Consider the following 26,273-nt stretch of genomic DNA (forward strand, 5'->3'; position numbering starts at 1 on the left):
TTGCTCCGGAACTGGCGCCCCGCTGCTGAACGCGCACGAGCCTCGAGGTCTCGCGTGTCAGAGCGACCAGAGCAGCCCAGGGGTGATGCCATCGACGCCGCCTGATCGGCTATAATGCCCGCCTTTCGCTGCCTTGCTGTGACCGGCACCGGCAGGCCAACTCCCTTCAAAAGTCGAGCCGCGAGTCGCACGCCTTGTCATTACAGCTTCCCCGATCAGCGTTACCCAAAGTCGGCGAAAGGCTTCAGTTCCCCTCGTTTGCAGGCTCGGCCGACGCACTGGTGATCGCCGATGCGGCAGCGCAGGCCTGCAGTGGCGCCAAGCCTCGCATGCTGGTGGTGCTTGCGGCCAGTACAACTGACGCGCAACGCCTGCTTCACGAAATCCCCTGGTTTGCTGCCGACCTGCGCATACGCCTGTTGCCGGACTGGGAAACACTGCCCTATGACTCTTTCTCGCCCCATCACGACTTGGTGTCCGAGCGGCTGGCCACACTCTATGCGGTCATGCGCGGCGATTGTGACGTGCTGCTGGTACCCGCGAGCACTGCCGTTTATCGTCTGGCACCGCCAGCCTACCTGGCCGCCTACACCTTCTTTCTCACGCGCGGCGAACAACTCGACGCGTTGCAGTTCCGCGCCCAACTGACACTGGCCGGCTACGCTCACGTCACGCAGGTCGTTGCACCAGGGGAATACTCGATTCGAGGGGGAATCGTCGACCTCTTCCCGATGGGCTCGCAGTTGCCGTACCGGCTGGATCTCTTCGACGACGAAATCGAAAGTATTAAAACCTTTGACGTCGATAGCCAGCGCACCCTCTACCCGGTGCCCGAGGTGCGTTTGCTGCCGGCGCGCGAGTTTCCGCTCGACGACAAGGGACGAGCGCGTTTCCGCCAGCGTTTCCGCGAAATGTTCGAAGGTGATCCGGCCCGATCGCGGATCTACAAGGACGTATCGAACGGCATTCCGACAGCGGGCATCGAATACTGGCTACCGCTCTTCTTCGAAGAAACGGCAAGTCTTTTCGACTACCTGCCCGAAACGACGATTCTTTGTCTGCACGGCGACGTGCCAGCCGCGATTCGCGCCTTCTGGCGCGAGGCGCAGTCACGCTACGACATGCTCGCCGGCGACCGTAGCCACCCGCTCCTGCCGCCGGCCATTCTCTTCCTCGCCGAGGAGCCCTTCTTCGTTGCCGCCAGGTCGTATGCCAGGATAACCCTCGCTGCCGGCGATGACGGTCCCGCGCAACGCCTGCCGCCGCTGGCCGTAGACCGCCGCGCTCAAGACCCGCTGCACCGTCTGAAAACATTTCTCGATGATTTCCAGGGCGAGGTGCTGCTCCTCGCTGAAACCGCCGGGCGGCGCGAAACGCTGACGGAACTGTTAGCCGAATACGGGGTAAAACCCGCGGCCGGCACCAGTTTTGCCGACTTCCTGAGCGCCGGCAGCAAGCTCGCGCTGGCCGTGGCGCCGCTGCACGACGGCTTCCTGCTCGATCGCTTGGCGATCATCACCGAAGCGGAACTGTACGCTGACAGCCCCTCGCGTCGCGCTCGCCACGCCGCCCAGCGCAAGGCGTCGGTCGACAACTGGCTGCGCGATCTCACCGAACTGAAAGTCGGTTCGCCGGTGGTCCATGAGCAGCACGGCATCGCCCGTTATCAGGGGCTGGTCCACCTTGATCTCGGTGAAGGCGAGATGGAATTCCTCGAACTGCACTACGCCGGCAACGCCAAGCTGTACGTCCCCGTGTCGCAGCTGCATGTCATCTCGCGTTACTCGGGTGCCGACCCGGACGCGGCGCCCTTGCATACGCTCGGCTCGCCACAATGGGAAAAGGCCAAGCGTCGTGCTGCCCTGCAGGCTCGCGACACCGCCGCCGAACTGCTTGCCCTGTACGCCCTGCGCGCGGCACGCCAGGGTCACGCCTGCGAGTTCAAGGCCCACGATCACGACGCATTCGCCGACGGCTTCGGTTTCGAAGAAACCGCGGACCAGGCGGCGGCCATCAGCGCGGTGGTCGAGGACATGAAATCCGGGCGCCCGATGGACCGCTTGGTATGTGGTGACGTCGGCTTCGGCAAGACCGAAGTCGCCTTGCGCGCCGTCTTTTGCGCCGTTGCCGGTGGCCGACAAGCGGCGGTTCTCTGCCCCACCACCCTGCTCTGCGAACAGCATTTCCAGACCTTCAACGACCGCTTTGCCGACTGGCCGGTAAAGATTGCCGAGTTGTCCCGCTTCAAGACCGCCGGCGAGGTCAGCGCGGCGCTCAAGGAACTGGCCGAAGGCCGACTGGACATCGTCATCGGAACCCACCGACTGTTGCAGAAAGACGTCACTTTCAGCCGTCTCGGTCTGGTGGTGATCGACGAGGAACACCGCTTCGGCGTCCGTCAGAAGGAAGCGCTGAAGGCACTGCGCGCCGAGGTCGACGTGCTCACCCTGACCGCGACGCCAATCCCGCGCACTCTTGCGATGTCGCTCGAAGGCCTGCGCGACTTCTCGATTATCGCCACCGCGCCGCAAAAACGACTGGCGATCAAGACCTTCGTCACTCGCTTCTCCGACGGCATCATTCGCGAAGCCTTGCTGCGCGAATTCAAACGTGGCGGTCAGGTCTACTTCCTGCACAACGAAGTCAACACCATCGACAACATGCGCGACAAGCTCGCCAAGCTGTTGCCGGAAGCGCGCATCGTCGTCGGCCACGGCCAGATGAAGGAACGCGATCTGGAACGCGTGATGCGCGACTTTACCCAACAACGAGCCAACGTCCTGCTGTGCACGACGATCATCGAAACCGGTATCGATAACCCGCACGCCAACACCATCGTCATCAACCGGGCCGAGAAATTCGGTCTGGCGCAACTGCACCAGCTGCGCGGCCGTGTCGGGCGGTCGCACCACCAGGCCTATGCCTACCTGTTGACACACGATGAGACGGCCCTCAACAAACAGGCCAGGCAGCGTCTGGAAGCGATTCAGATGATGGACGAACTGGGCGCCGGTTTCTACCTCGCCATGCACGACATGGAAATCCGCGGTGCCGGCGAAGTCCTCGGCGACAGTCAGTCGGGAGAAATGCAGGAAGTCGGTTTCAACATGTTCAGCGAGATGCTCAATCGCGCCGTTGCCGCTCTCAAGCAAGGTCAGGAGCCGGACCTGAGCCAGCCTCTGGCTATCGCCACCGAGATCAACCTGCACACGCCTGCCCTGCTCCCCAATGACTACGCACCCGACGTGCACGAGAGGCTGGCTCTCTACAAGCGCCTGGCCAACTGCACAGCCGGCGACCAGCTCGCCGACCTGCAGGAAGAACTGATCGACCGCTTTGGCGACCTACCGCCGCAAGCGCGTGCCCTGCTCGACAGCCACCGGCTGCGCCTGCTCTGCAAACCGCTCGGGATCAACAAGCTCGATGCCACCTCGGAACAGATCCTGGTGCAGTTCGACGCCAATCCACCGATCGAGCCGCTGCGGGTCATCAACCTGATTCAGAAGGACCGCAACTACCGGCTGGCCGGACAGGATAAACTGGTCCTCAAACGCCACTGCGCAACGCTTGCTGACCGCGTTGCAGCGGTGCGAGATCTGATTCATCAACTAAGCAGCCTGCCAAAACCATGACTACTTTAGACATCGACAACGTCAACGTCAGCGCCTTCGACGCCATGCCCTCGCCCGAGGAGATCCTCGCCAGCCTGCCGCTTTCGTCGACCGCCACCCGGCTGGTGATGCACGGCCGCGAGGTCCTGCGCAATATCCTCGACCGCAGCGATCCTCGCCTGTTCATCGTCGTTGGCCCCTGCTCGATCCACGATCCGGTAGCCGCGCTCGACTATGCGCGTCGTCTGAAAGCACTCGCCGACGAGGTCAGCGAGACGCTGTACCTGGTGATGCGCGTTTACTTCGAGAAGCCCCGCACGACCACCGGCTGGAAGGGCTACATCAATGACCCCGACATGGATGATTCCTTTCGCGTCGACCAGGGAATGCGCAAGGCGCGCGAATTCCTGCTGCAGATCGCCGAAATCGGCCTGCCCGCCGGCACCGAAGCGCTCGACCCGATCTCACCGCAATATCTGGGCGATCTGATCTCGTGGACGGCCATCGGCGCCCGCACCACCGAGTCGCAAACGCACCGGGAAATATCGTCCGGCCTGTCCACCCCGGTCGGCTTCAAGAACGGCACCAACGGCGACGTCAGCATTGCCATCAACGCCATCCTGTCAGCATCCCGACCGCACAGTTTCCTCGGTATCAACGGCCAGGGACGGACGTCGATCGTTCGTACGCGCGGTAACCGCTACGGGCACCTCGTCCTGCGTGGCGGCGACGGCCGACCGAACTACGACACGGTCAGCGTGCAGATGGCCGAGCAAGCCTTGAGCAAGGCGGGCTTGTCGACCAACATTGTGGTCGACTGCTCGCACGCCAACAGCTACAAGAAGCCCGAGTTGCAGCCGCTGGTGATGGCTGATGCGGTCAATCAGGTGCGCCTTGGCAACCAGTCGTTGGTCGGCATGATGGTCGAGTCGAACCTCGTCGCCGGCAACCAACCGATCCCCGAAGACCTCTCACAGCTGAAGTACGGCTGCTCGGTCACCGACGCCTGTGTCGACTGGGAGAGCACCGAAAAGATGATTCTCGACGCCGCGCGACTGCTGCGCGAGGTTCTGCCAACGCGAAGCCGCTGATATCGCCGGGCGTGCCGGCCTAGGCTGACGCGACGCCAGATTCCTCGTTCGCGGAGGCAAACTGGCGTTCGAAGTCCTGGGTCGCTTGCTTCACGGAAACGTAGAAGTCCGTCCCGCCGATTTCCTCGGACAGCCCGACCTTGGCAAGCTCCTCGCGGAAAGGCCGCGGCGCATCGGCGATCTTGACGTCAACGCCCCTGGCGATCAGTTCCCGATGCAACTCGACAAAGCGCTGCGCCGCCGTAACGTCCATGTCGTGGATCGCCTGGGCATCAATCACCAGCCACTTGACTGGCGGCTGCGCCTCGTCGACCAGCGTCCGCACGCGGTTCACGACGTGCCTGGCGTTGGCAAAGATCAGCGGCGCGTAGAGCCGATAGACCAGCAGGCCGGGAACGCTCTCGGCTTCTTCATCCTCCAGGCAATCGTGAAACTTGCCGTCGCTGCGCAAGCGGCGAAGCACCGCGTCATCGGGACGCGAAACCTCGACCAGCACCGCGGTCAGAGACAACAGCAGGCCGAGAATGATGCCAGGCACGACCCCGGCCAGCAGGATTGCAGCGGTCACGCCCAGGGCAATGCCGGCCTCGACCCGGTCGATCTTGTACAAGCCCTTCAGGGATGCCACCTCCAGCATGCCGATGGCGGTGACGATCAGGATCGCACCGAGGGCCACTTTCGGCAGCAGCGCGACCAGGCCGGTGAGGAAGAACAGGAACAGCAGCAGACCCAGGGCGAGAATCAGTTGGGCAACCTGCGTCATGCCCCCGGACGAATCGACGATCGAGGTGCGCGACTGGCTGGCCGAAACGGGAAAGCCCTGCCAAAGCCCGGCCAGTATGTTCGCCGAACCCAGGGCGACCAGCTCGCGATTCGGGCGCACTTCGTAGCCATTCTTCTCGGCAAAGGTCTGCGCCAGAAGAATGCCGTCGGAAAACGCCAGGAAGGCGATGGCCACGGCGGCCGGGGCAAGTGCCGCGAGATCTGCCCATTTGAACGACGGAATCGCCAGATGCGGAATTCCCGAGGGCACCTCACCGACCAGGGCGATGCCGTAGCTGCCCAGGTCGAGAACGAAAGTGGCAGCGATCGCCACGGCACAGACCGCCAGCGCGCCCGGCACGCGTGGCAACCAGCGCGCCAGGGCAACCAGCAGGGCCACCAGCAGCACACCGAAGGAGAAAGTTGCCAGATGGGTCTCGGACAACTTCTCGAACACCGTATAGACGATCTGGAAGAATTCCTCCCCCTCGGTCTTGATCCCGAACATCTTGCCGAGCTGCGTGGCGATGAGGACCAGCGAAGCGCCGTTTAGGTAGCCGATCAGCACCGGCCGGGACAGCAGATCGGCAATGACGCCCAGCTTCAGTCGCGCGGCGAGCAGCAGCACGACCCCCGACAGGAGACTGAGCACCGCCGCCAGGACGACGATGCGCGCCGGATCGCCACCCGAAAGTGGCAGGATCGCCGAACCGGCCAGCAGGCCGATCGCCGCATCGGGTCCGGCGATGACGTGACGTGAACTGGAGAACAGTGCGTAGCCAATCGCCGCTGCCAGCGCCGCGTACAAGCCGGTAATTGCCGGCAGGTGTACCAACTCGGCATAGGCAATCACCGACGGAATCGAAACGATGCACGCCGAAAGCCCGGCAATCGAATCCTTGCCCAGCCAGGCCAGTCGGTACTCTCGTAGCGTCGTGAGCAGCGGCAAGCCGGAGTGCAGGTACCTGAGCAAGACGGCAGGGTTCATGGTTGAGCCTCCGGATAAAAGGGTGCAGAGCGGGAATATACCCTGATTGGTTCGCGTTCCGGCAAATGCCCTGCGACCCAACAGAGGTCATGGCAAACCGCTGCTGACCGCAACGCGGGAAGGCTGAAGCCGGCCGCGGTCACCAGGGCGGCGCGAAAGTCATCTTGCCCAGGCGCTGCGAACGACCACCTGGCGAGCGCGCTCGACCGACAATTTGTGGCGGCGCGCGCGGCCCCGAACCCTCAGGCGGTAAGCTCACGCTTGATCGACGCGCGCGATGACGACCGCGAAAGGTGATGCCGTCACGGCGACCACTGCGCCCACGGCGTTCCCTGCTGCCGGAAGGCTTCCAGCAGCGTGCCGAGTTCGGGCAACAGCAGGTCGCTCTGTGCCGCCAACCAGCCGTGGACGACGTCCGCTTTCGTACCCGGCAACGCCTCGCGCGTCAGTTGCATGGCGACCGCCAGATCGTTCTGGCTACCGAGCAATTCCTGCAGTGCAGTTACCGACTGCTGGTAGTCCTGCAGCACCGCAGGGCTAAAGATCGGCGAGAAAAATTCCAGCGCGTAGCGCAACTGCTTGAACGCCAGGCGCAAACGGTGACGCGCCTCGTAGTCGGGGCCCAGCGCATGTTCGGCGCGCTGGCTGACCCGCTTCGCCGTCTTGTTCAGCCAGCCGGGAACAGCAGTGCCGAGCCGGCCGTCCCCGGCTTCCGGCAGGGCCAGAAGGGCGCCGGTGAAATCGAGCAACAGGCGCGAATAGTCTGCCGACTTGAAAACGCTTCTGGCAGCCTTGCGGCTACTTGCGCGCCGCCTGCCAGCGTAGCGGACGAGCTGAGCAAGCTCGACACTGTCCGGAAAAGCCGCGCCAAGTATCGGTGCGGTACTCTCCAGAAAGACATCCCAGTTGCGTGCCTCACCCAGCTGTTTCGCCAACCCTTGCCAGAGCGGATCAAAGCGCGCAACAAAGGGCGCGGGAAGCTGTCGTTCCCAGACACGAATCGCCGACCGCAGGCGGCGGATGGCGACCCGTGCCTGATGCACGAATTCCGGCGCGTCGCTCTCGCAAACCCCTTGCTCGTTGCACTGCAGATGATTGAGGCAGGACAGGGCGACCAGGCGAAAGGCGTTGATGGTCGACAAGCCGGCCCAGATCGGTACGGGCAGCGCCTTGACCGCCGTTATCGGTGCAGCGGCCAACAGCCGATAGGCGCGACCGGACTTGCTGATGGCCTCGGGATGCAGCGGCAGCGATGTCTGCAACGCGCTTGCCAGTTCGAACAAGTCGCTGACCGCGCCGGCCAGAAGTTCCAGTTCGACTTCGCAAATCGTGGCGCGCCGCCCTCCTGCGTCAATCCAGCCACGGTCGAGCGCCACTTCGATACGCACACCGGGCCGCGGTTCCAGCAACCAGGCGATGCGCCGGAAGCGGGTGATGAACAGGGGTTGCAGCTGATCACGAAGTGCTTCGAGCAAATCGCGGAGAATGCTGTCGTCAACCTGCGAGAAGTCGAACTCTCCGGGCAAGCCAGGAGCCTCCCACTCCTTACGTTGCGCCAGTCCGCCGCTGAGCGGGACAGAAGTCTTGACGCCGAACAGCCATTCGCGACCCTTCCGGCGGTAGCGCACGACCACCTTTTCGTCGCGCAGGCGTCCATCCGGCGTGTCGTAGTAGGTATTGATCAGGAGTTGCCGCTGTGGCTCGATGCCGCACAACAACCCATGCTTGAGCAAGCGACTTGCGGTACTCGCCGACAGGGACAACTTGATTTCGGTTTCAGTGGACATGGCTAACCTTCGTGCGGGGCGAGCGTGCATTCCCCGGGGTCATGTTGTACCTTCCCTCGGTGTCAACCGGTCATCGTGCGTCTCAGGCGAGCACTCCAGCGGATAGGACCGTGGCGTAGATTAGCACAGGAAAATGCCGTTTCTCGCCGCGGGTGACTGGAAGGGCACAGCCAGGAGAGCGCTCACCAGCGCCGCTGGTCATCGCCCGGTGTCGAACAAGCGACGGCCGAGTTATCAATCGACACTCGGCGCAGCCAGTGCGCCAGACACGCCCGGTCGCCGCGGTGACCGATGAGCCACAGAAGCATATCTGCCGGCGATGGTTTACCATCGACGTCAACGCCGCTTTCGCGCCTTCCGGATAACCCGTTGCACCACAGGCGACAGCCGATGCCAACAAGCCCCCCCGATCTCGAACACATCACGGCCCAGACGCTGATGCATTACGACCAGCGTGCCGAAGACTTCCGTGAGGGTACCCGCCACCACGATGTGAGTCAGAATATTGCCGTGCTGTTGCGCCACATCCAGGGCCAGCCGCCATTCACGATTCTCGATTTTGGCTGCGGCCCGGGCCGAGATCTGCGGACTTTTTCCGGGCTCGGCCATCGTGCCATCGGACTGGACGGTGCCCCAGGCTTCGTCGACATGGCTCGTATCGACAGCGGTTGTACCGTCTGGCAGCAGGACTTTCTCAAGCTCGACCTGCCCAGCGGACATTTCGACGGCATCTTCGCCAACGCCTCGCTGTTCCATATTCCAGGCGAGGAATTACCGCGCGTCCTGCGGCAACTGCACGCGACCCTCAAGCCTGACGGCGTGTTGTTCTGCTCGAACCCGCACGGCAACAACCAGGAAGGCTGGGTTGGCGGACGCTACGCCAGCTACCACGACCTCGCCACCTGGCGTAGCCGGATGTCGGACGCCGGCTATCGGGAGATCGAGCACTACTATCGTCCGGCCGGCTTGCCGTGTGCGCAGCAGCCATGGCTGGCCAGTGTCTGGCGCCGGGCAGCACAATGAAGCACGCTGGCACCCAGCACCGCACAAAGCCGGATAAGCTGCCCTATTTTCACCGCACATCGCCCGATGACCATGCCCGATAGACGCTTCTCGAAACGCAGCTTCGGCGCCAAGGCCGGACCTCGAATCGCCGACGCGATTCTCGACTACGTCGGCCAGACGCCGTTCACCACCGAGCTCGCCAGGGAGCGACCGCAAGCGCGCGCCAGGGAAATTGCCGCGGCGGCAGCCAGACACGCTGCCGTGACGACCGGCGGCCTCAGCCTGCCCCCCGGGCCACTCGGTTGGCTGACGCTTCTGCCCGAACTGCGCTCCTTGTGGAAACTGCAGACGCAGATGGTCGCCGACATCGCCGGCTGCTACGGGAAAACGCAGGAACTGGGCCGCGAGAAGATGATCTACTGTCTCTTCCGACATACCGACCCACAAGCCGTCAAGGATCTGGTGGCCCAGGTCGGCAGACGTTTCGTCGTTCAGCGCGCATCACGTCCACAAGTCCAGGCCATCGTACTGAAAATCGGCATGCATATCGCGCAACGAGTGATCGGCAAGGGAATCGCGCGCTGGATCCCGGTGTTCGGCGCCGTAGGCGCCGGCGCCTACGCTTACTACGACACCTCGCAAGTGGCCGAGACGGCCATCGAGTTCTTCGCCGGCGTCATCGACGTGCAAGAAGACGGCGCCGCAGCGACGATTGATCCCGACCAGGAGGCAAGCGAAACCCTGGACCAATCACGCTCACGGCATAGCCAGTAGCCCCACGTGCCAGCGATCCTTGTTGACGCGGCCTGCAGACAGCGCTCGCCGATGCCGGGGTGCTGCACGGCAGAAGAGGGAAGTAGGCCAACGGGCTGCTAGAATGCACCCAGTTTTGGAGAGGGGCGAACGGCATGGTGAAGGCGACCAGCAACCATCTTGAGAAAAGCGCAAGCCCACGGACGGTTGTTGTCGTCACGCTGCTGTTGATCGGAGCACTGTGGACGGCGATCGGCGTCTGGGCCGTTTCGGCTCGGCATGAGCGCATCGCCACGACGGGCCAGGCCTTGCAGCGCATGAACCATGCCGTCGACGATCAGACACGACGACAATTCCGCTTGGCCGACGTCTTCCTTACCGCCAGCGAGCACTGGCTGGAGGGGAACCCACGCCGGGACCCGCGCACCGACCCCGCGTTCCGGAAGCTGATCGAGAGTTTTCGGGCCAGAACAGGCGAAACCATTGCCATCCGCCTGATCGCCCCAGATGGCGGCATGTTCGACATCGGCGGCAAGAGAGCCAAGCCACTGGCGAACGTCGCTGACAGCGACTTTTTCAAGGGGGCGCTGCCGGGCGAGAATCCGTTCATCGGAACCCCCTCTCCCAGCCAGCCGGACGGCCATGCCGAATTGCCGGTCGCCCTCCGGCTGCAAAAGCCGGTCGGCGACTGGTCGATGCTGGTCGCCGTGATCGACCTGACCAAGTTGGGCGCAGTGTACGAGAAGCAACTCCGCAAGCCGGGGGGAACCATCACTCTCCTCCGACACGACGGCACCGTCCTGGCCAGAGCACCCACTGCCGACCAGCTGCTCGGTCAGCCCTTTACCGGCGGCCCCCTTCCCGGCACGGCACAAGCGCCGCAAGCAAGCAATGTGGTGGTGGTCGAGAAAAAGGCAGGCAGCCACCCGAAACAAATCACCAGCTATTCCTCGATGCCGGATTTCCCTTTGCTGGTAATAGTTTCCGCCGACTACGACGAGGCACTTGGGCCGTGGCAAGAGCAGACACTGTGGGTGATCCTGCTGGCCCTCGGCGTGACCGTACCGATGGCCATTGTTGCCTATCGCTCCTTGCTTCTGCTGCAGGCGCTGGCGACTCGGGATGAGCAACTGCATCATCTGGCCACCACCGACCGGCTGACGGGCGCCAGCAGCCGGCAACACTTCGTCGAAACACTCGAGAAACTCCTGCGACACTCAAATCGCGAACGGTCTACGCTGACCATCCTCGTCTTCGCCATCGATTTCTTCAAACGAATCAACGACGGCTATGGCCACGCCGTTGGCGACCAAGTGCTGATCCAGTTCGCCGCAGTGGCCAAGGAGTGTTTGCGCGGGGTGGATCTGCTGGGCAGGCTCAGCGGTGGGGAGTTTGCCATTTTGCTGCCCGATACCGATGCCGCCAGCTCGGTCCTGGTGGCCGAACGAATCCGCCAGGCGATCGCCGATATCTCGATCCCGACCGAGAACGGCACCGTTCATTTCACCACCAGTGTCGGCGCAAGCCAGGTCAGTGCCACCGACCAGTCCTTTGACGACGTTCTGAAACGTGCCGCCGAGGGACTTTATGGTGCCAAAGCGGGAGGACACGATCACCTGGTGGTGATCTGACTCCCCCGGAAACCGAAGCAGCGGAAACAGCGCCCGAGAGCTACCGGCCCTTCCATTCCGCCTTGCGCTTGCCGATGAAGGCGTCGATACCCTCGGCTGCATCGTCGGTCATCATGTTGCAGGCCATCACTTCCGACGCGTACTGGTAAGCGCCTTCGAGCCCCATTTCCAGCTGCTTGTAGAACATCTGCTTGCCCATGCCGATGGCCACCGACGACTTGGCAATGATCGAGCGGGCAAGTTGGTCGATCTCGGCGTCGAGCGCGTCGCCGGCCACGACGCGATTGACCAGACCTTGCTGCAGCGCCGTCGGCGCGTCGATGAAATCGCCGGTGAGCAACATCTCCAGCGCCTGCTTGCGACCGAGGTTGCGCGACAGCCCGACACCCGGTGTCGCGCAGAACAGGCCGACGTTGATCCCCGAGGTGGCGAAACGCGCCGTGTCGGCGGCAACGGCGAGGTCGCACATTGACACCAACTGGCAACCGGCTGCCGTGGCGATGCCGTGCACACGCGCGATCACCGGCTGCGGCATCTGCGTCAGCGCCATCATCATCTTGCCACAGCGCTTGAACAGGTCCTGCATGAAACCCTTGTTGTGGTTGGCACGCATTTCCTTGAGGTCATGACCGGCACAGAAGGCTTTGCCGGCACCAGCGATGACCACCACCCGGACCGCTGCGTCAGAGGCGATGGCGTCGAGCTCCCGGTGCAGGGCGGCGATCATCGCCTGCGACAGCGAGTTGAACTGGTGGGCACGATTCAGGGTCAGCGTGGCGATGCCATCGCCATCAGTGCGTATGACGTAGGGGTCGTCTGGGTTGGGCGTCTGGATGCTCATTGTTCTCTCCTTGGTAGTTCGTTTCCTGCTCTCGCCGGTCCTCGGGTGTCAGCGGTTTTCGCCGCTCCCCGCCCGGCAGCTTTTCAGCGTGCCACGTTTTTCGAGCTCACTCAACCAGCCAGCCAGCTGCCGCCCGAGTTCTTCGCTGGCCAAAACCAGCGCGCGAACGCCACCGCGCGCGTCGGCGCCTTCCGCCGGCTGCTCGATGAAAATTCGGCGCTCGGCAACAACCCGGTGCCTGGCGTCGAGCACGCTGGCCGCTCCCTGCAGAATGCCGCGGCTCGCCTGCGGCGTATCGAAGACCTGCGAGAACTCCTCCAGGTCCAGACGGAGCAGGCAATTGACCGCGACCTGCTCACGAGGACCGACGAAACCCAGTTGCTGCCGCAAGCGCTGCGCCAGCAACAGCCCCGGCGCTGCCGCCCAGCGACTTCCCGCGTAGCCACGCAGTTTGAGCGGATCTTCGTAAAGCAGGCGATACTCCATGCTGGGCGAGTCGATCCACACCGGCGCCCGAACCTCGAGGGCGAGATTCGCCCAGTTGCCGCCGTCGACCAGGTGCTGAAGCGGCAGTCCGAAGTCGTAAACCTCTGCCTTCGATACGTTTCGTACGCCACCCGCGCAGGCGGCAAGCGAGCAAGCCACAAACAACATCAACAGTCTTTTCATCGCGATTCCTCCCGGCGTGGCGGCGCGGTGAAGCCCGCCTCGCCGGGGCCAGGGGCAGGCTTCGGCGAGCCGAAAACGAAGCTCTGCGGCGACTCTTCAAGCATCTGCAGCACCCGGTTCAGCTGACGCGAGTTGGCCGACAACTCGCTGCCAAGCGCGTTGAGGCGTGGCGCCAGAGCACCGATTCCCCCGGGCGACGAATCGCCGAGCAACCGATCCACTTTTTCGCTGACCGCCTGCAGGCGCACCATCAGACGGCGAGCTTCGACCAGAAGTGGCTTCGCTTCGCCCGCTGCCTGCTCGGCACGGGCCAGTGTGGATTCCAGCAAACGGAGGTTTTCCGGCGCCAACACCTGCCGAAACTGCCCGATGGCTTGGTTGGCGTTGCCGGTGGTCGCTTCGAGGTTGACCAGAATTTTCGCAAAATGCTGCAGGTTGTCGCCGTTGAGCAGCTTGTTGGCGTTGACCAGGAACTCCTTCGCCTCACGCAAGGTGGCGCCGCCCGCGTCCGACAACTCCTCGATCAGCGAGGGCTGCATCCTGATGCGGGAAGCGGCACCGTTGTCGCCACGCAGAGGCGCCGGATCGACGCCGTTTTCCTCGAGCAGGACATGGGCGATACCGGTAACGCCCTGATAGCCCATCTTGGCGGTCGTGCCGTGGGTTACCGGTACCGAGTCATTGACGGAAATGCGAATCAGGATGTTGCGCAGGTCCTCCGGGTCCAGTTCAATCGCCTCTACCTTACCCACCCGGATGCCACGATAACGCACCTGCCCCTGCAGGCTGAGGCCGGTGACGTTCTGCCGCGTCACCACCGTGTACTCCCGGGTCAGTTCGTGTTGCCCCCCGAACCACCATGCCGAGAGAATGGCCGCCACGCCGAGCAGCAGGGTAAACAGGCCGGCCATCAGGGCATGCGAACGGTTCTCCATGGCTAGTTCGCCTCCTGTCGGAGCAGTGCCGCAGCGCGCTCCGAGCCAAAAAAACTGCGAATGAACGGATGATCGACAGCCAGCACTTCCGCGGCCGTCCCGCACGCCACCAGTTTCTGATCGGCGAGCACCGCCAGCCGTGTCGCCAGACCCGCCAGCGTATCGAGATCGTGCGTCACCATGACGACGGTAAAAGCGAGTTCCTTCTGCAGCCCCTTGATCAGCTTGACAAAGTTCTCGCCAAGGTCGGGATCGAGACCGGCCGTCGGCTCGTCCAGGACCAGGAGTTCAGGCTCCAGCGACAGTGCACGTGCCAGCGCCACCCGTTTGACCATGCCACCGGACAATGCGGCGGGCATCAAGCTGCCGTGACGCGGTTCGAGTTCGACCATGCCGAGTTTGAGAAATACCAGATCACGGATCATCGCCTCGTCGAGAGAGTGCAGTTCCCGCAGCGGGAACGCGATATTGTCGAAAACCGAAAGCGCGGAGAACAGCGCCCCCTGCTGAAAGAGCATCCCGAAGCGGCGGCGAACCGCCCGACCTCGCCCTGCATCGGCGTCGAGCAGCACCTGCCCGAAAAGTTTGATCGTCCCCGCGCTCGGCGCCAACAGGCCGACGATCTCGCGCAACAGAGTGGTCTTGCCACTACCCGAGCCACCGACCAGACCGAGCACCTGCCCCGCGTTGATGTCGAGATCGATGTCGCGATGAATCACCACATCGTCGAACCGCGTGCACAAGCCGCGAATCTCGATCGCCGGCACCGCTGACCGCACAACCCCTGGCGGCACGCTCACAGCGGGATCCCGATATTTCGGGTCAGAATCGCGGCAACGGCATCGACCAGAATGGCCACCGTAATCGAGGTTACCACCGAAGTCGTCGTCTGCGACGACAGGCTTTCCGTATTCGGCTTGACCCGGAGACCGAAGTGGCAGGCGATCAGCGCAATCAGGAAACCGAAGACCAGCCCCTTGCTCATGCCGATCCATAGATTGCTCACCGGCACCACCTTGGGCAAGGTATCGATAAAGAAACCGTAGGACAAATCCATCTGCAGGTTGGCCGAAACCATACCCCCGATGATCCCTGCCGCCGAGCACCAGACAACGAGCAGGGGCATGGCCACGGCAAGGGCAATGACCTTGGGCAAGACCAGCCGCTGGCTTCGCGAAACGCCCATTGTTGCCAGCGCGTCGATCTCCTCGGTAACGCGCATGACGCCGATCTGGGCGGTCATCGCCGAACCGGAGCGGCCGGCGACCAGAACTGCGACCAGGACCGGCCCCAGTTCACGCACGATACTGATGCCCAGCAGGTTGACGATGAAGACGTCGGCACCAAAGGTCGCCAACTGTAGAGCCGACAGATAGGAGAGGACGACGCCGATCAGAAAGCCGATCAGAGCCGTCACCGGCAACGCCTGGGCACCACTCTTGTAGAGGTTGGCTGAAAACTCACGCCAGGGAATATCGCCTGGATGCCTGCAAAGATGCGCCACATCGAGAATCATCTGACCAATCAGAGCGACAATGCCCACCAGATTGCTCGCCGCTGCCAGGACCAGACGACCGATGGCCAGCAGACCGGCCAGACCTTCCTTCGACCTGACCGACTCGTGGTCAACGGGTGCCGCCTCGAGACGCTCGATCAGCAACCGGTGCCGCGGAGAAATCGCCAACGATGCCGGCCAGCGCCGTCCCCAGGCGTGCCAGAGCAGGATCCCGCCGGCGCTATCCAGGCGCGCAATGGCGCGCAGATCCCAAGCCGGATTTCCCCCCGCCAGATCGCGCAGATCACGCCCGAACGTGGCCACCGGCTGCGGCATGGTTGCCAGCGTCCAGTCACCAGAAAGCACCAGCTGCACAACGCCCGCCCGGTTTACCGTTTCCAGCTTGGCCAGGCTCATCGCGACCTCACTGCAGCGTCGCCTCGACCGGCGCCGAGCCAATCTGTACCGCGATGCCCACTTGACGCCACTGCAGTGCCTCCTCCCGCAAGGCGGCCGCAGCCATCAGATTGGCAGCCAGCCAGGCCGCAGGCACTTCGAGCCTGAAGCCGGCTGGCGACTCCTTGAGCAACCACCCCGGCAAGGGATCGTCGTCGTGCGAATGATGATGAAGGACAGCCAGGCGCAGGCATAAAATCAGCCGCCAGTTCGGATCGCCGGCCGGTATCGTGGCCAGTTTGTCCAGCCTGCCGCGCTGGCCGAGGATCAGCAACGCCAGACGGGACTGGTCGCGCTTCGAAAAACCCGGCATGTCAGCGTTGCCCACGAGATACGCGCCATGCTTGTGAAAACTGCCACGGGCGACCGAAACGCCAATTTCGTGCAAGGACACCGCCCAGCGCAGGAAGTGAACGTCGTTCTCGTGCTCCGCCGAATCGAGCGTGATCAGCTGTCCGAGAAGCGTGATTGCGGTGCGAGCGACACGCCGGACCTGCGCCTCGGCAACCTGATAACGACGCATGAACTGGGTTACCGTCTCGTCGCGCGTGTCGTGACGCTCGAAACGCCCGAGCAGATCGTGGAGGACACCGAGCGGCAAGGCACCGTCAGAGTAAGTCATGTGCTGGAGGTGGAGTTCCGAGAAGACCGCCGACATGATCGCGATGGCACCGGGAAGGATCGGCAAGCGCTCGCTGTTCACGCCCTTTAACTTGAGCGCTTCCGCCGATCCGGCGCCGATCAACATCTGGCGCAACCTGGCCAGCCCAGCGCGACTGATACCGCTACGCCGGTCGGGATTAAGGTGGTTCATTTCGAGCAAGCCGGCGATTTCCTGCGCCGACCCGGAAGAACCGACCGCCTCTTGCCAGCCGCAGCGCTGATACTCCGCGACAAGCCCCTCGATCTCTCGAGCCGCCGACACCTCGGCTGCATGGAAACACTCCTCATCCACCCGGCCCTCCGGGAAGAAACGCTGCCGATAGCTGATTCCACCCATGAACAGCGACTCCATGAGCAGCGGTTCGGTGCCGTCGCCGACGATCAGCTCCGTCGAACCACCGCCGACATCCACCACCAGGCGCCGATGATCGGCGACGGGCAGAGCGTTCGCCGCGCCGATGAAGATCAGGCGGGCCTCCTCGCGACCACCAATGATCTCGATCGGAAAGCCCAGCGCAGCCTCGGCCTGCGGCAAAACGACATCTGCGTTCCTCGCCACCCGCATCGCGTCGGTGGTCACCGCCCGCACCGTTTCCGGTTCGAAACCGCGCAGCCGTTGGCCAAGACGCTGCAGGGCCTCGATCGCACGTTGCTGCGAGGCAGCATCCAGCATCTTCTCCCGGGTCAGGCCCGAACCCAGCCGGACCGGCTCTTTCAGCGTATCGAGCGGATGGATCTGGTCACCGACGATCCGCCCGATCTGCAGGCGAAAGCTGTGGGAACCCAGGTCGACACCGGCTATCAGTTCGTAACTCATGCCCGTTCTTTTCTGGCCGCCCGGCGAATGTTATTGGCAGGATGACCATCTTACCACCGCCGGCATGCACTGCTGGCATGCCGGTCACACATGCCGGTTACCTAGCCAGATCAGTTCGATCACGGTCGCTTTCTTCAGAAAATGACCCGCCAATCGACCGAGGGCGGACCGATGGTTGTAATATGTTTGCCGTCTCCTGCATGCTTGCCTGACACCTCAAATCTCACGGAAGGAACCCATGAACACAGCAGCCACGACCACCGAGACCCCTGCCCCCAAGGCTGCCGCCGGCTTCCCGTCGGACTACTTTCAAAATCGTGAGATGGGTCTGCTGGCGTTCAATCGGCGCGTGCTCTGGCAGGCCAAAAACCCCAAGGCACCCCTGCTCGAGCGCTTGCGCTTTCTGTGCATCGTCAGCAGCAACCTCGACGAGTTCTTCGAAATCCGCGTTGCCGGCGTCAAGGAACAGCTCAAGCTCGGGTCGGTGGCGATCACCACCGACGGCAAGACCGCTCGTGAAGTCTACCGCCTGGTCTGCGACGAAACGCATGCTCTGGTCAGGGAACAGTACGCGCTACTGAATGACGAGATCCTGCCCCTGCTCGCCAAGGAAGGGATTCGCTTCCTCAAGCGCGGCGACTGGAGTGCCGCACAGCGCGAATGGATCAGCGCTTTCTTTTTCCGCGAAGTGATGCCGGTGCTTACCCCGATCGGCCTCGATCCCTCGCACCCCTTCCCGCGCGTGCTCAACAAGAGCCTCAACTTCGCCGTCGAACTCGAAGGCCGCGACGCCTTCGGCCGCAGCTCGGATGCGGCGATCGTGCAGGCACCGCGTGTCCTGCCACGGGTCATCCGCCTGCCGCGCGAACTGTGCGACAGCGAATACAGCTTCGTCTTCCTGTCGTCGATCCTGCATGAATTCGTCCATGAGCTGTTTGCTGGCATGAAGGTGCTCGGCTGCTACCAGTTCCGTGTCACGCGCAACAGCAACCTGTTCGTCGACGAGGAAGCGGTCAAGAACCTGCGCGCGAAGATCCAGGGCGAGCTGCCACAGCGACATTTTGGTGATGCCGTCCGCCTCGAAGTCGCCAACAACTGCTCGGAGGCGATGGCCGAATTTCTGCTCGGACAGTTCAACCTCAACGAGTGCGACCTCTTTCGCGTCGCCGGCCCGGTCAACCTGGTTCGCCTGATGCAGGTACCGGACTGGGTCACGCGCGACAACCTCAAGTTCCAGCCCTTCAAACCCGGCACACCGAAAGTACTGCAGAAGAGCAGCAACGTTTTCGAGGCCATCCGCGGCGGCGACGTCCTCCTGCACCATCCCTACCAGAGCTTCAACCCGGTGATCGAGTTGCTTGAACAGTCGGCAACCGACCCGAGGGTAGTGGCGATCAAGATGACCGTCTACCGTACCGGCACCGACTCGGTATTGATGGAATCGCTGTTGCGCGCGGCGCAGAACGGCAAGGAAGTCACGGTCGTCGTCGAGCTGATGGCCCGTTTTGACGAAGAAGCGAACATCGGCTGGGCAACCAAGCTGGAAGAGGTCGGCGCGCACGTCATCTACGGCGTCGTCGGCTACAAGACGCACGCCAAGATGCTGATGATCGTCCGCCGCGAGGAAGGCAAGGCCGGCGGCAGCATCCTGCGTCGCTATGTTCACCTGGGAACCGGCAACTATCACCCCAAGACTGCCCGCCTGTACTCCGATTTCGGCTTGCTCACCTGCAACGAAGATATCGGGGCCGACACCAACGAGGTCTTCAAGCAACTGACCGGCCTCGGTCGCGCACAGACCCTCAAGCACCTTTGGCAGGCACCCTTCACGCTGCAGCCGAATGTCGTTGCCGGGATTCGCGCGGAAGCCGAAGCGGCGCGCGCCGGCAAGAAATCTCGCATCATCGCCAAGATGAACTCGCTGCTCGAACCGGAAACCATCGCCGCGCTCTACGAAGCCTCGCAGGCCGGCGTCAAGATCGACCTGATCATCCGCGGTGTCTGCGGCTTGCGCGCCGGCGTCAAGGACCTTTCCGAAAACATCAATGTCTGGTCGATCATCGGTCGGCAACTCGAGCACCATCGGGTGTTCTATTTCTTTGCCGACGGTGAAGAGAAGGTCTACCTGTCGAGCGCAGACTGGATGGACCGCAATTTCTTCCGCCGCATCGAGCTGGCTTTTCCGATCCTCGACCGCAAGCTGAAGCGCCGGGTAATCGCCGAAGGACTGCAGATATACCTCACTGACAATACCCTGTCCTGGGAACTCGGGCCCGATGGCCACTACCACCAGCGGCGCGGGTCACGGACCAGCCCGCATTCGTCGCAAGGCGAGCTGATCGAACTGCTGAAGGACTGAGAAAGCTGCCGCGCAAGTCGTAAGCGCCGGCCGGGTAAGCCACCGTACCGGAGCAGCAAAGGGTGGGCCGTGGTTCGCTTGCCGGTGAGCCACGCTTGAAGCCGGACTGATCGCGGGAGAGAGTTGTGTCAGGCAGTGAGCTGCGGACGGGAAGCAAACGCTCCACGGGAAGTGGATGGCACTCGCTTCTGGCCATGGAGATCGGTCGTCCGGCGCAGGTCGGGGGCATCGGTGGCTGACCCTGCTGTCCCCGCCGCTTCCGCGCCGGCCCCTGCGCCCCTTTGGCACGCTTTACCGGTAGCCAGGGCACTGCATTCGCTGTCTGTTGTGGCCGGTGTCGGGCTGAGCCAGCAAGAGGCCGCGGCGCGCCTGGAGCGATACGGGCGCAACAGCCTGCCGCCGCCGAAGCGGCGTGGACCCTGGCTGCGCTTTGCCCTGCAGTTCCATAATCCCCTGATCTACGTCCTGCTGGTGGCCGGCATCGTCGCCTTCGCCCTGAAAGACTTCATCGATGCCGGAGTGATCGCCGGCGTCGTACTGATCAACGCAATCATTGGTTTCATCCAGGAAGGCAAGGCGGAGAAAGCACTGGAAGCGGTGAGCGCGATGCTCGCCAGCCGCGCCACGGTCGTGCGCGAGGGCGAGCGGCACGAGATCGATGCCGCCCTGCTGGTTCCTGGCGATCTCGTGCTGCTGGAATCCGGCGCACGCGTGCCGGCCGACCTGCGCCTGATTCGGGTGAAGAACCTGCGCATCAACGAGGCGGCCCTCACCGGCGAGTCGGTACCGTCGGAGAAGGGCAGCGAAGCGGTGGCCAGCACCGCGCCCATCGGCGATCGCTCCTGCCTGGCCTATTCCGGCACGGTGGTCAGCTTCGGCCAGGCGCAGGGCGTCGTCGTCGGCACCGGTCAGAGCACCGAAATCGGACGCATCGGGATGCTCGTCGGCGGCGTTCAGACGCTCGCCACACCGCTCACCCGCCGGCTCGATCAGTTTGCCCGCCAGATCACGCTGTTCATCCTGGCGCTCGGGCTGATCACTTTCCTGTACGGCCGTTTCGTGCACCAGATGGCGACGCTGGAGATTTTTCTCGCCGTCGTCGGCCTGGCTGTGGCGGCGATCCCCGAAGGCCTACCGGCCATCGTCACCATCGTGCTGGCCATCGGCACCCGCGTCATGGCGGGCAAGAACGCCATCGTCCGGCGGCTGCCAGCGGTCGAGACCCTCGGTTCGGTCACCATCATCTGCTCGGACAAGACCGGCACGCTGACCCGAAACGAGATGACCGCGGTGCAGGTCATGCTGCCTCCCCACACCCTGGAAGTGAGCGGCGCCGGTTATGCGCCGGAGGGCGGCTTTCACCGCCAAGGCGTTGCCGCCGACGCCGCATGCGACCACGCACTGCAGGGGCTCGCCCGCTGCGCTCTGCTGTGCAACGACGCCCGTCTCAAGCAGCATGCGGCGAGCGGCTGGCAACTGGTCGGCGATCCGACCGAAGGTGCGCTGCTGACCCTCGCCCGCAAGGCCGGGCTGGACCCCGCCCAGGCCGCCGCGGCACAGCCGCGCGTCGACGAGATACCGTTCGAGTCCGAACACCGCTTCATGGCCACCCTGCATCACGACCACGCGGGGCACGCCATGGTGCTGCTCAAAGGCGCGCCGGAGCGCGTACTCGACCTCTGCCTGCAGGATTCCGATGGCCATCCGCTCGACCGCGCCGCCTGGGAAGCACGTATGCACGACGCGGCCGGCGCCGGCCAGCGCGTGCTCGCACTGGCGCGCTGCGAAATGCCTGCCGGCACGACGGCACTGGCGATGGCTGACATCACGCCGCGCTTCACCTTGCTGGGCATGGTCGGCCTGATCGACCCACCACGGGATGAAGCGATTGCCGCCGTCGCCGAATGCCAGCGCGCCGGGCTGCGGGTGAAGATGATCACCGGCGACCACGCGATCACCGCCGCAGCCATCGGCCGACAACTGGGGCTGAACGCGGATCGGGCCTTGACCGGCGAGATGGTCGGCGCGCTCAACGACGACGAGCTCCGCCGCCGCGCCCTCGAAACCGACGTCATCGCCCGCGCCAGCCCGGAACACAAACTGCGCCTGGTCGCCGCGCTGCAGGCCCGCGGCGAGCTGGTGGCGATGACCGGCGACGGCGTCAACGATGCGCCAGCGCTGAAGGCCGCCGACATCGGCGTGGCGATGGGCTACAAGGGTACCGACGCCGCCCGGGAAGCGGCCGATCTGGTGCTCACCGACGACAATTTCGCGACCATTGCCAAGGCGGTGCGCGAGGGGCGTGTGGTCTTCGACAACGTCAAGAAGTCGCTGCTGTTCATCCTGCCGACCAATGGCGGTGAAGCGGGCGTGATCCTGCTGGCGGTCTTTCTCGGGCTGGCGATGCCGGTCACCGCAGGCCAGATTCTGTGGGTGAACATGATCACCGCGGTAACCCTGGCCCTGGCTCTGGCTTTCGAACCTGCCGAGGCGGGCGTCATGCAGCGACCGCCGCGGCCACCGACGGAACCGCTGATCACCCGTGTGCTGGCGGCGCGCATCGCCTACGTCAGCGTGCTGATGGTTGCGGTCACCTTCACCGTCTTCGAATGGGAACTGGCGCGCGGCAGCAGCATCGAAGTGGCGCGCACGGCAGCCGTGAACATGCTGGTCATCGGCGAACTGGTGTACCTGTTCAACGTGCGTCACTTCACCGCTTCAGCATTTAACCGCGAGGTGCTCACCGGCAACCCGGTGGCACTGTGGGTAAGCGCCATCCTGATCGTTTTCCAGCTACTGTTCACCTACGCGCCGCCGCTGCAGCAGGTATTCCACACTGCGGCGCTCGATGCCGTTTCGTGGCTGGTTATTCTCACTCTTGGCGCGGGCAAGTTCCTCGCTGTCGAAGCGGAAAAAGCCGTTCTGCGCCACCTGCAGGTGCGAAGCATGTAAATTGGGCAGCCGCCAACCTGCCGCACAGATGATCACCGAAGCATTCAACCATCCGGAGGACACCTCATGAACAGTCTGCTTGTCGCCACCGACCTTTCGGCGCCGTCGCGCCATGCCGCCCAACGCGCAGCAATGCTCGCCCGGCAGACCGGGGCGCGGCTGGTGCTCGCGCACGTGCTGGAGAAACGTGCCTTGGCCGAACTGCTGCACCTGTTCGACGAGGACGGTCAGGGCGTGCAGGACCAGATCCGAGCACAGGCGCGAGAAGCGCTGTCGCTGCTGGCTGCCGAGATCGGTGAACCGCTCGGCGTCAGCGCCGGCCAGCATCTGCTTGAAGGCGAGGTGATGGGGAGCATCAGCATGCAGGCGGATCTGCTCGACGCCTCGCTGCTGGTGGTCGGCGCGCGCGGTGCCGGCTTCATGCGCCACTGGCTGCTTGGAGCGACCGCCGAGCGCTTGCTGCGCGTCACCCTGCGGCCAATCCTGATGGTCAAACAGGCGCCCCGCGAAGCCTACCGAAAAGTCATCGTACCGATGGATTTCTCGCCTTGGTCGCTGGGGGCCGTCCGTCTGGCGATGGCGGTCGCGCCGCAGGCCGAGCTGATTCTCCTACACGCCTACGAAGCACGTTTCGAAGACAAGATGCGCATTGCCGGCGTTAACGAAGACCTGATCCAGGGCTACCGCAGCAAGGCCCAGCAGTACGCCCTGCTTCGCCTTAAACAGACTGCTGCCGAAGCCGGGCTCGCTGCCGCGCAGTGGCAACCGTTGTTGACCCATGGCGAGGCCGCGCTCGGCATCCTGGAACAGGAGGAAGAACAGGGCGCCGACCTGATCGTCCTCGGCAAACACGGCGTCGGCATGGCCGAGGAACTGCTGCTCGGCAGCGTCACCAAGCGCGTGCTCCCGCGGGCGCGCTGCGACGTGCTGGTCGCTGCGCGCTGACCGTGCTGATTCAAGCGGGGGTGCAGGGGCGCCGCCGATGATCGTCCCCACCGGCTGCTCTCGACAAAGCCGGCGGCGGCGCCGTGCTCACACTAGCGGCAGCGCCAGCGGCGGCGCTCAGGCGCGACGCGCGCCAACCACGCCCTCGACCTCATGCAGCAAGGACAGGGTACGATTGAGCTGCGGAATGCTCGCCACTTCGGCGGTGAAGCGCATGTTCGCGTTACCCTGCCTCGACTGCGTATTGACGGCGATGACGTTGATCTTTTCCCGCGCCAGAACATCAGAGACATCGCGCAGCAGACCCTGGCGGTCGTGAGCGTCGACCACGATGTCGACAGCAAAGATGCCGTCGGTCGCCCCACCCCAGGTCGTTTCGATCACCCGCTCGGGATTCATCGCCCGCATGTTGGCGAAATTGCTGCAGTCCGCCCGGTGCACCGAGACGCCCTTGCCGCGGGTGACAAAACCGACGATCGGGTCGGGCGGAACGGGCTTGCAGCAGCCTGCGAGCTGGGTCAGCAAGCGATCCATACCGACGATCAAAATGCCCTTCTCGGCCTCGTCGCTGGGCCGCTGCCTGGATACCGACAGCTCGGTGACCTCCTCCTCGGCTGCCGACAGCTCCTCACCGCGCACCGCAACCTGCAGCTGGCGCAGGCTCAGTTTGGCCCGTGCGACGGCGATGAACAGATCGTCACTGCGAGCAAAGCCCAGCCGGTCGGAAAGCTCGTCGAGACTGATGCTCACCTGCCCCATCCGCTGCAACTCGCGGCTCACCACCGCGCGCCCCTCGGCCAGCAGGTCCTCGAGCGCCAGGCTGGCAAACCACTGCCTGACCTTGGCCCGCGAACGGTGGGTGAACACATAGCCGAGCGAGGCGTTCAGCCAGTCGCGTGACGGGCCGCCGTGCTTGGCCAGGACGATCTCGACACGCTGCCCGGTGGCCAGCTGCGTATTCAGCGGCACCAAGGCGCCGTCCACCTTGGCGCCGCGGCAACGATGGCCGATGTCGGTGTGTACCCGGTAAGCAAAATCAACCGGTGTCGCCCCGCGTGGCAGGTCGACGACCCGACCCTGCGGCGTCAGGATGTAGATCGTCTCGTCGAAAGCCGCCTGCTTGTAGTGTTTGACCCAGTCCGAGGAATCGACCGCCTCGTCCCGCCAGGTCAGCAGCTGACGCAGCCAGGCGATCTTCTCGTCGTAGCGGTCTGCCGGCGTAGCTTTGCTGCCTTCCTTGTAGCGCCAGTGCGCAGCAACGCCCAATTCGGCGTGACGGTGCATGTCGCGGGTACGGATCTGCACCTCGAGCGCGCGTCCGTCGGGGCAATGCACCGCCGTATGCAGCGAACGGTAGTCATTGCCTTTTGGATGGGCGATGTAGTCATCGAACTCGCTGCTGATCGGCGACCAGATGTGGTGAACGATACCCAGCGCGGTGTAGCAGTCCTGCACGCCGGCGACGATCACGCGCAGCGCGCGCACGTCGTACACCTCGGCGAATGCCACGTCCTTCTTCCGCATCTTGTTCCAGATGCTGTAGATGTGTTTTGGTCGCCCGCCGATTTCGGCATCGCCCACACCGGCAGCCGCCAGTTCGCGCTTCAGGCGCTCGATCGCATCGGCGATGAACTGCTCGCGCTCGGTTCGCTTCTCGTCCAAATGCTGAGCGATATCCTTGTAGATCGCCGGATGCAGGAAGCGGAAAGAAAGATCCTCCAGCTCCCACTTCAGCTCCCAGACACCGAGCCGGTTGGCCAGCGGCGAGTAGAGTTCCAGCGTTTCGCGCGCCACCGGTACGCGCAGTTCGTCCGGTTCGCGCGCATAGTAACGCAGCGTCTGCGTGCGTGAGGCAAGACGCAGCAGCACCACACGGATGTCCTCGACCATCGCCAGCAGCATCTTGCGCAGCACCTCGACCTGCGCCTTGATCTCCTGCGGCTTGTGCTCGTCGCTTTCGGCGGAATGGGCGACAAAGCCGCGGGTGATCGGTCGCGCGCGGTTCAGCCGCGAAATCCCGTCGACCAGCTGCGCCACGCTGCGCCCGAAATCCTTCTCGATCAGCGCCAGGCCGTGTTCCTGCTGCGCCGGCACGGCGAAGAGCAGAGCGGCCAGCCGGGAGTCGGCGTCAAGCTTTAGCCCGGCAACGATCAGCGCCATCCCCAGCGCATGACCCCAGACTGCTTCGCCGCTGCCGAGCAGCCAATCGCCGTAGAAGGATTGCGTGAAATCCACTGCCCGTCGCAGGCGGTCGCTATCAGCCGGTGACAAAGCTTCGCCAAGGCTCTGCAGCGAGTGCTCAAAGTCGCCTTGGGCGGCGACCGAGTGGGTGACTGAAACCATCGGATTATTATAAGGGACTCGGCTGAGGATCATTCCCGGATCATGCATAATGTGCCTTTGCCGCCTGCCCGCCGTCGATGCTCGCCCGCCTGCAACACCCCTATCTGCTGCTCGTGCTGACCGTTCTGTTCTGGTCCGGCAACATGGTTCTCGGCCGCGCCATCCGCGAC

Annotated in this window: 17 protein-coding genes; 8 read left to right on the forward strand and 9 right to left on the reverse strand. The window is 63.8% G+C overall.

Going from position 1 to position 26,273, the window contains the following annotated elements:
- The first annotated feature begins 194 nt into the window (after positions 1-194).
- Positions 195-3,632 (forward strand): transcription-repair coupling factor, encoded by a 3,438-nt coding sequence (mfd, locus tag RUW20_RS11875; protein WP_313952434.1) that lies wholly within the window; start codon positions 195-197, stop codon positions 3,630-3,632.
- Positions 3,629-4,702, forward strand: coding sequence for a 3-deoxy-7-phosphoheptulonate synthase (locus RUW20_RS11880; protein WP_313952435.1), 1,074 nt, complete (start codon positions 3,629-3,631; stop codon positions 4,700-4,702). The genes mfd and RUW20_RS11880 overlap by 4 nt, the downstream gene beginning before the upstream one ends.
- 19 nt (positions 4,703-4,721) lie before the next feature.
- Here RUW20_RS11880 and RUW20_RS11885 read toward each other — a convergent pair whose 3' ends face one another.
- Together RUW20_RS11885 and RUW20_RS11890 are read right to left on the reverse strand one after the other, a co-directional pair.
- Entirely contained in the window at positions 4,722-6,452 is a 1,731-nt protein-coding gene (locus RUW20_RS11885) for a sulfate permease (protein ID WP_313952436.1), read from the reverse strand.
- 302 nt (positions 6,453-6,754) lie between these two features.
- The gene (locus tag RUW20_RS11890; RefSeq protein WP_313952437.1) at positions 6,755-8,239 is read right to left on the reverse strand and encodes a CHAD domain-containing protein; all 1,485 of its coding nucleotides are present in this window, start codon (positions 8,237-8,239) and stop codon (positions 6,755-6,757) included.
- A gap of 390 nt (positions 8,240-8,629) precedes the next feature.
- On the opposite strand from RUW20_RS11890, the gene RUW20_RS11895 reads away from it, so the two are divergent.
- The 3 genes from RUW20_RS11895 (at position 8,630) to RUW20_RS11905 (ending at position 11,628) form a co-directional block, all read left to right on the forward strand.
- Positions 8,630-9,262, forward strand: a complete 633-nt coding sequence (locus RUW20_RS11895; RefSeq protein WP_313952439.1) for a class I SAM-dependent methyltransferase — start codon at positions 8,630-8,632, stop codon at positions 9,260-9,262.
- A 66-nt stretch (positions 9,263-9,328) separates the two neighbouring features.
- A complete protein-coding gene (locus RUW20_RS11900; RefSeq protein WP_313952440.1) occupies positions 9,329-10,018 on the forward strand; it encodes an EcsC family protein in 690 nt (229 codons plus the stop codon).
- 134 nt (positions 10,019-10,152) lie between these two features.
- Positions 10,153-11,628, forward strand: coding sequence for a diguanylate cyclase (locus tag RUW20_RS11905; RefSeq protein ID WP_313952441.1), 1,476 nt, complete (start codon positions 10,153-10,155; stop codon positions 11,626-11,628).
- 40 nt (positions 11,629-11,668) lie between these two features.
- On the opposite strand, the gene RUW20_RS11910 is transcribed toward RUW20_RS11905, so the two are convergent.
- Genes RUW20_RS11910 through RUW20_RS11935 form a run of 6 tightly spaced genes read right to left on the reverse strand, consistent with a single transcriptional unit; the run spans position 11,669 to position 17,504 of the window.
- Positions 11,669-12,469, reverse strand: coding sequence for an enoyl-CoA hydratase (locus RUW20_RS11910; protein WP_313952442.1), 801 nt, complete (start codon positions 12,467-12,469; stop codon positions 11,669-11,671).
- A gap of 48 nt (positions 12,470-12,517) precedes the next feature.
- On the reverse strand, positions 12,518-13,138 hold the full coding sequence (locus tag RUW20_RS11915) for an ABC-type transport auxiliary lipoprotein family protein (protein WP_313952443.1): 621 nt from the start codon (positions 13,136-13,138) through the stop codon (positions 12,518-12,520).
- On the reverse strand, positions 13,135-14,073 hold the full coding sequence (locus tag RUW20_RS11920; RefSeq protein ID WP_313952444.1) for an MlaD family protein: 939 nt from the start codon (positions 14,071-14,073) through the stop codon (positions 13,135-13,137). The genes RUW20_RS11915 and RUW20_RS11920 overlap by 4 nt, the downstream gene beginning before the upstream one ends.
- 2 nt (positions 14,074-14,075) lie before the next feature.
- Entirely contained in the window at positions 14,076-14,873 is a 798-nt protein-coding gene (locus tag RUW20_RS11925) for an ATP-binding cassette domain-containing protein (protein WP_313952445.1), read from the reverse strand.
- A complete protein-coding gene (locus tag RUW20_RS11930) occupies positions 14,870-15,985 on the reverse strand; it encodes an ABC transporter permease (protein WP_313952446.1) in 1,116 nt (371 codons plus the stop codon). Before RUW20_RS11930 ends, RUW20_RS11925 begins: the two co-directional genes overlap by 4 nt.
- Positions 15,986-15,992: 7 nt before the next feature.
- Positions 15,993-17,504 (reverse strand): Ppx/GppA phosphatase family protein, encoded by a 1,512-nt coding sequence (locus tag RUW20_RS11935; protein WP_313952447.1) that lies wholly within the window; start codon positions 17,502-17,504, stop codon positions 15,993-15,995.
- Positions 17,505-17,742: 238 nt separating this feature from the next.
- On the opposite strand from RUW20_RS11935, the gene ppk1 reads away from it, so the two are divergent.
- From ppk1 to RUW20_RS11950, 3 genes are all read left to right on the forward strand, one after another.
- On the forward strand, positions 17,743-19,863 hold the full coding sequence (gene ppk1 / locus RUW20_RS11940; RefSeq protein WP_313952448.1) for a polyphosphate kinase 1: 2,121 nt from the start codon (positions 17,743-17,745) through the stop codon (positions 19,861-19,863).
- A 231-nt stretch (positions 19,864-20,094) separates the two neighbouring features.
- Positions 20,095-22,815 carry a cation-transporting P-type ATPase gene (locus RUW20_RS11945; RefSeq protein ID WP_313952449.1) on the forward strand — a complete coding sequence of 907 codons (2,721 nt, stop codon included), beginning with the start codon at positions 20,095-20,097 and terminating at the stop codon, positions 22,813-22,815.
- Between the two features lie 66 nt (positions 22,816-22,881).
- The gene (locus RUW20_RS11950) at positions 22,882-23,760 is read left to right on the forward strand and encodes a universal stress protein (RefSeq protein ID WP_313952450.1); all 879 of its coding nucleotides are present in this window, start codon (positions 22,882-22,884) and stop codon (positions 23,758-23,760) included.
- Between the two features lie 117 nt (positions 23,761-23,877).
- Here RUW20_RS11950 and RUW20_RS11955 read toward each other — a convergent pair whose 3' ends face one another.
- The gene (locus RUW20_RS11955; RefSeq protein WP_313952451.1) at positions 23,878-26,103 is read right to left on the reverse strand and encodes a bifunctional (p)ppGpp synthetase/guanosine-3',5'-bis(diphosphate) 3'-pyrophosphohydrolase; all 2,226 of its coding nucleotides are present in this window, start codon (positions 26,101-26,103) and stop codon (positions 23,878-23,880) included.
- Positions 26,104-26,273 lie beyond the last annotated feature (170 nt).

Origin of the sequence: Accumulibacter sp. (genome assembly GCF_032229525.1) — a bacterium.
Taxonomy (GTDB): Bacteria; Pseudomonadota; Gammaproteobacteria; order Burkholderiales; family Rhodocyclaceae; genus Accumulibacter.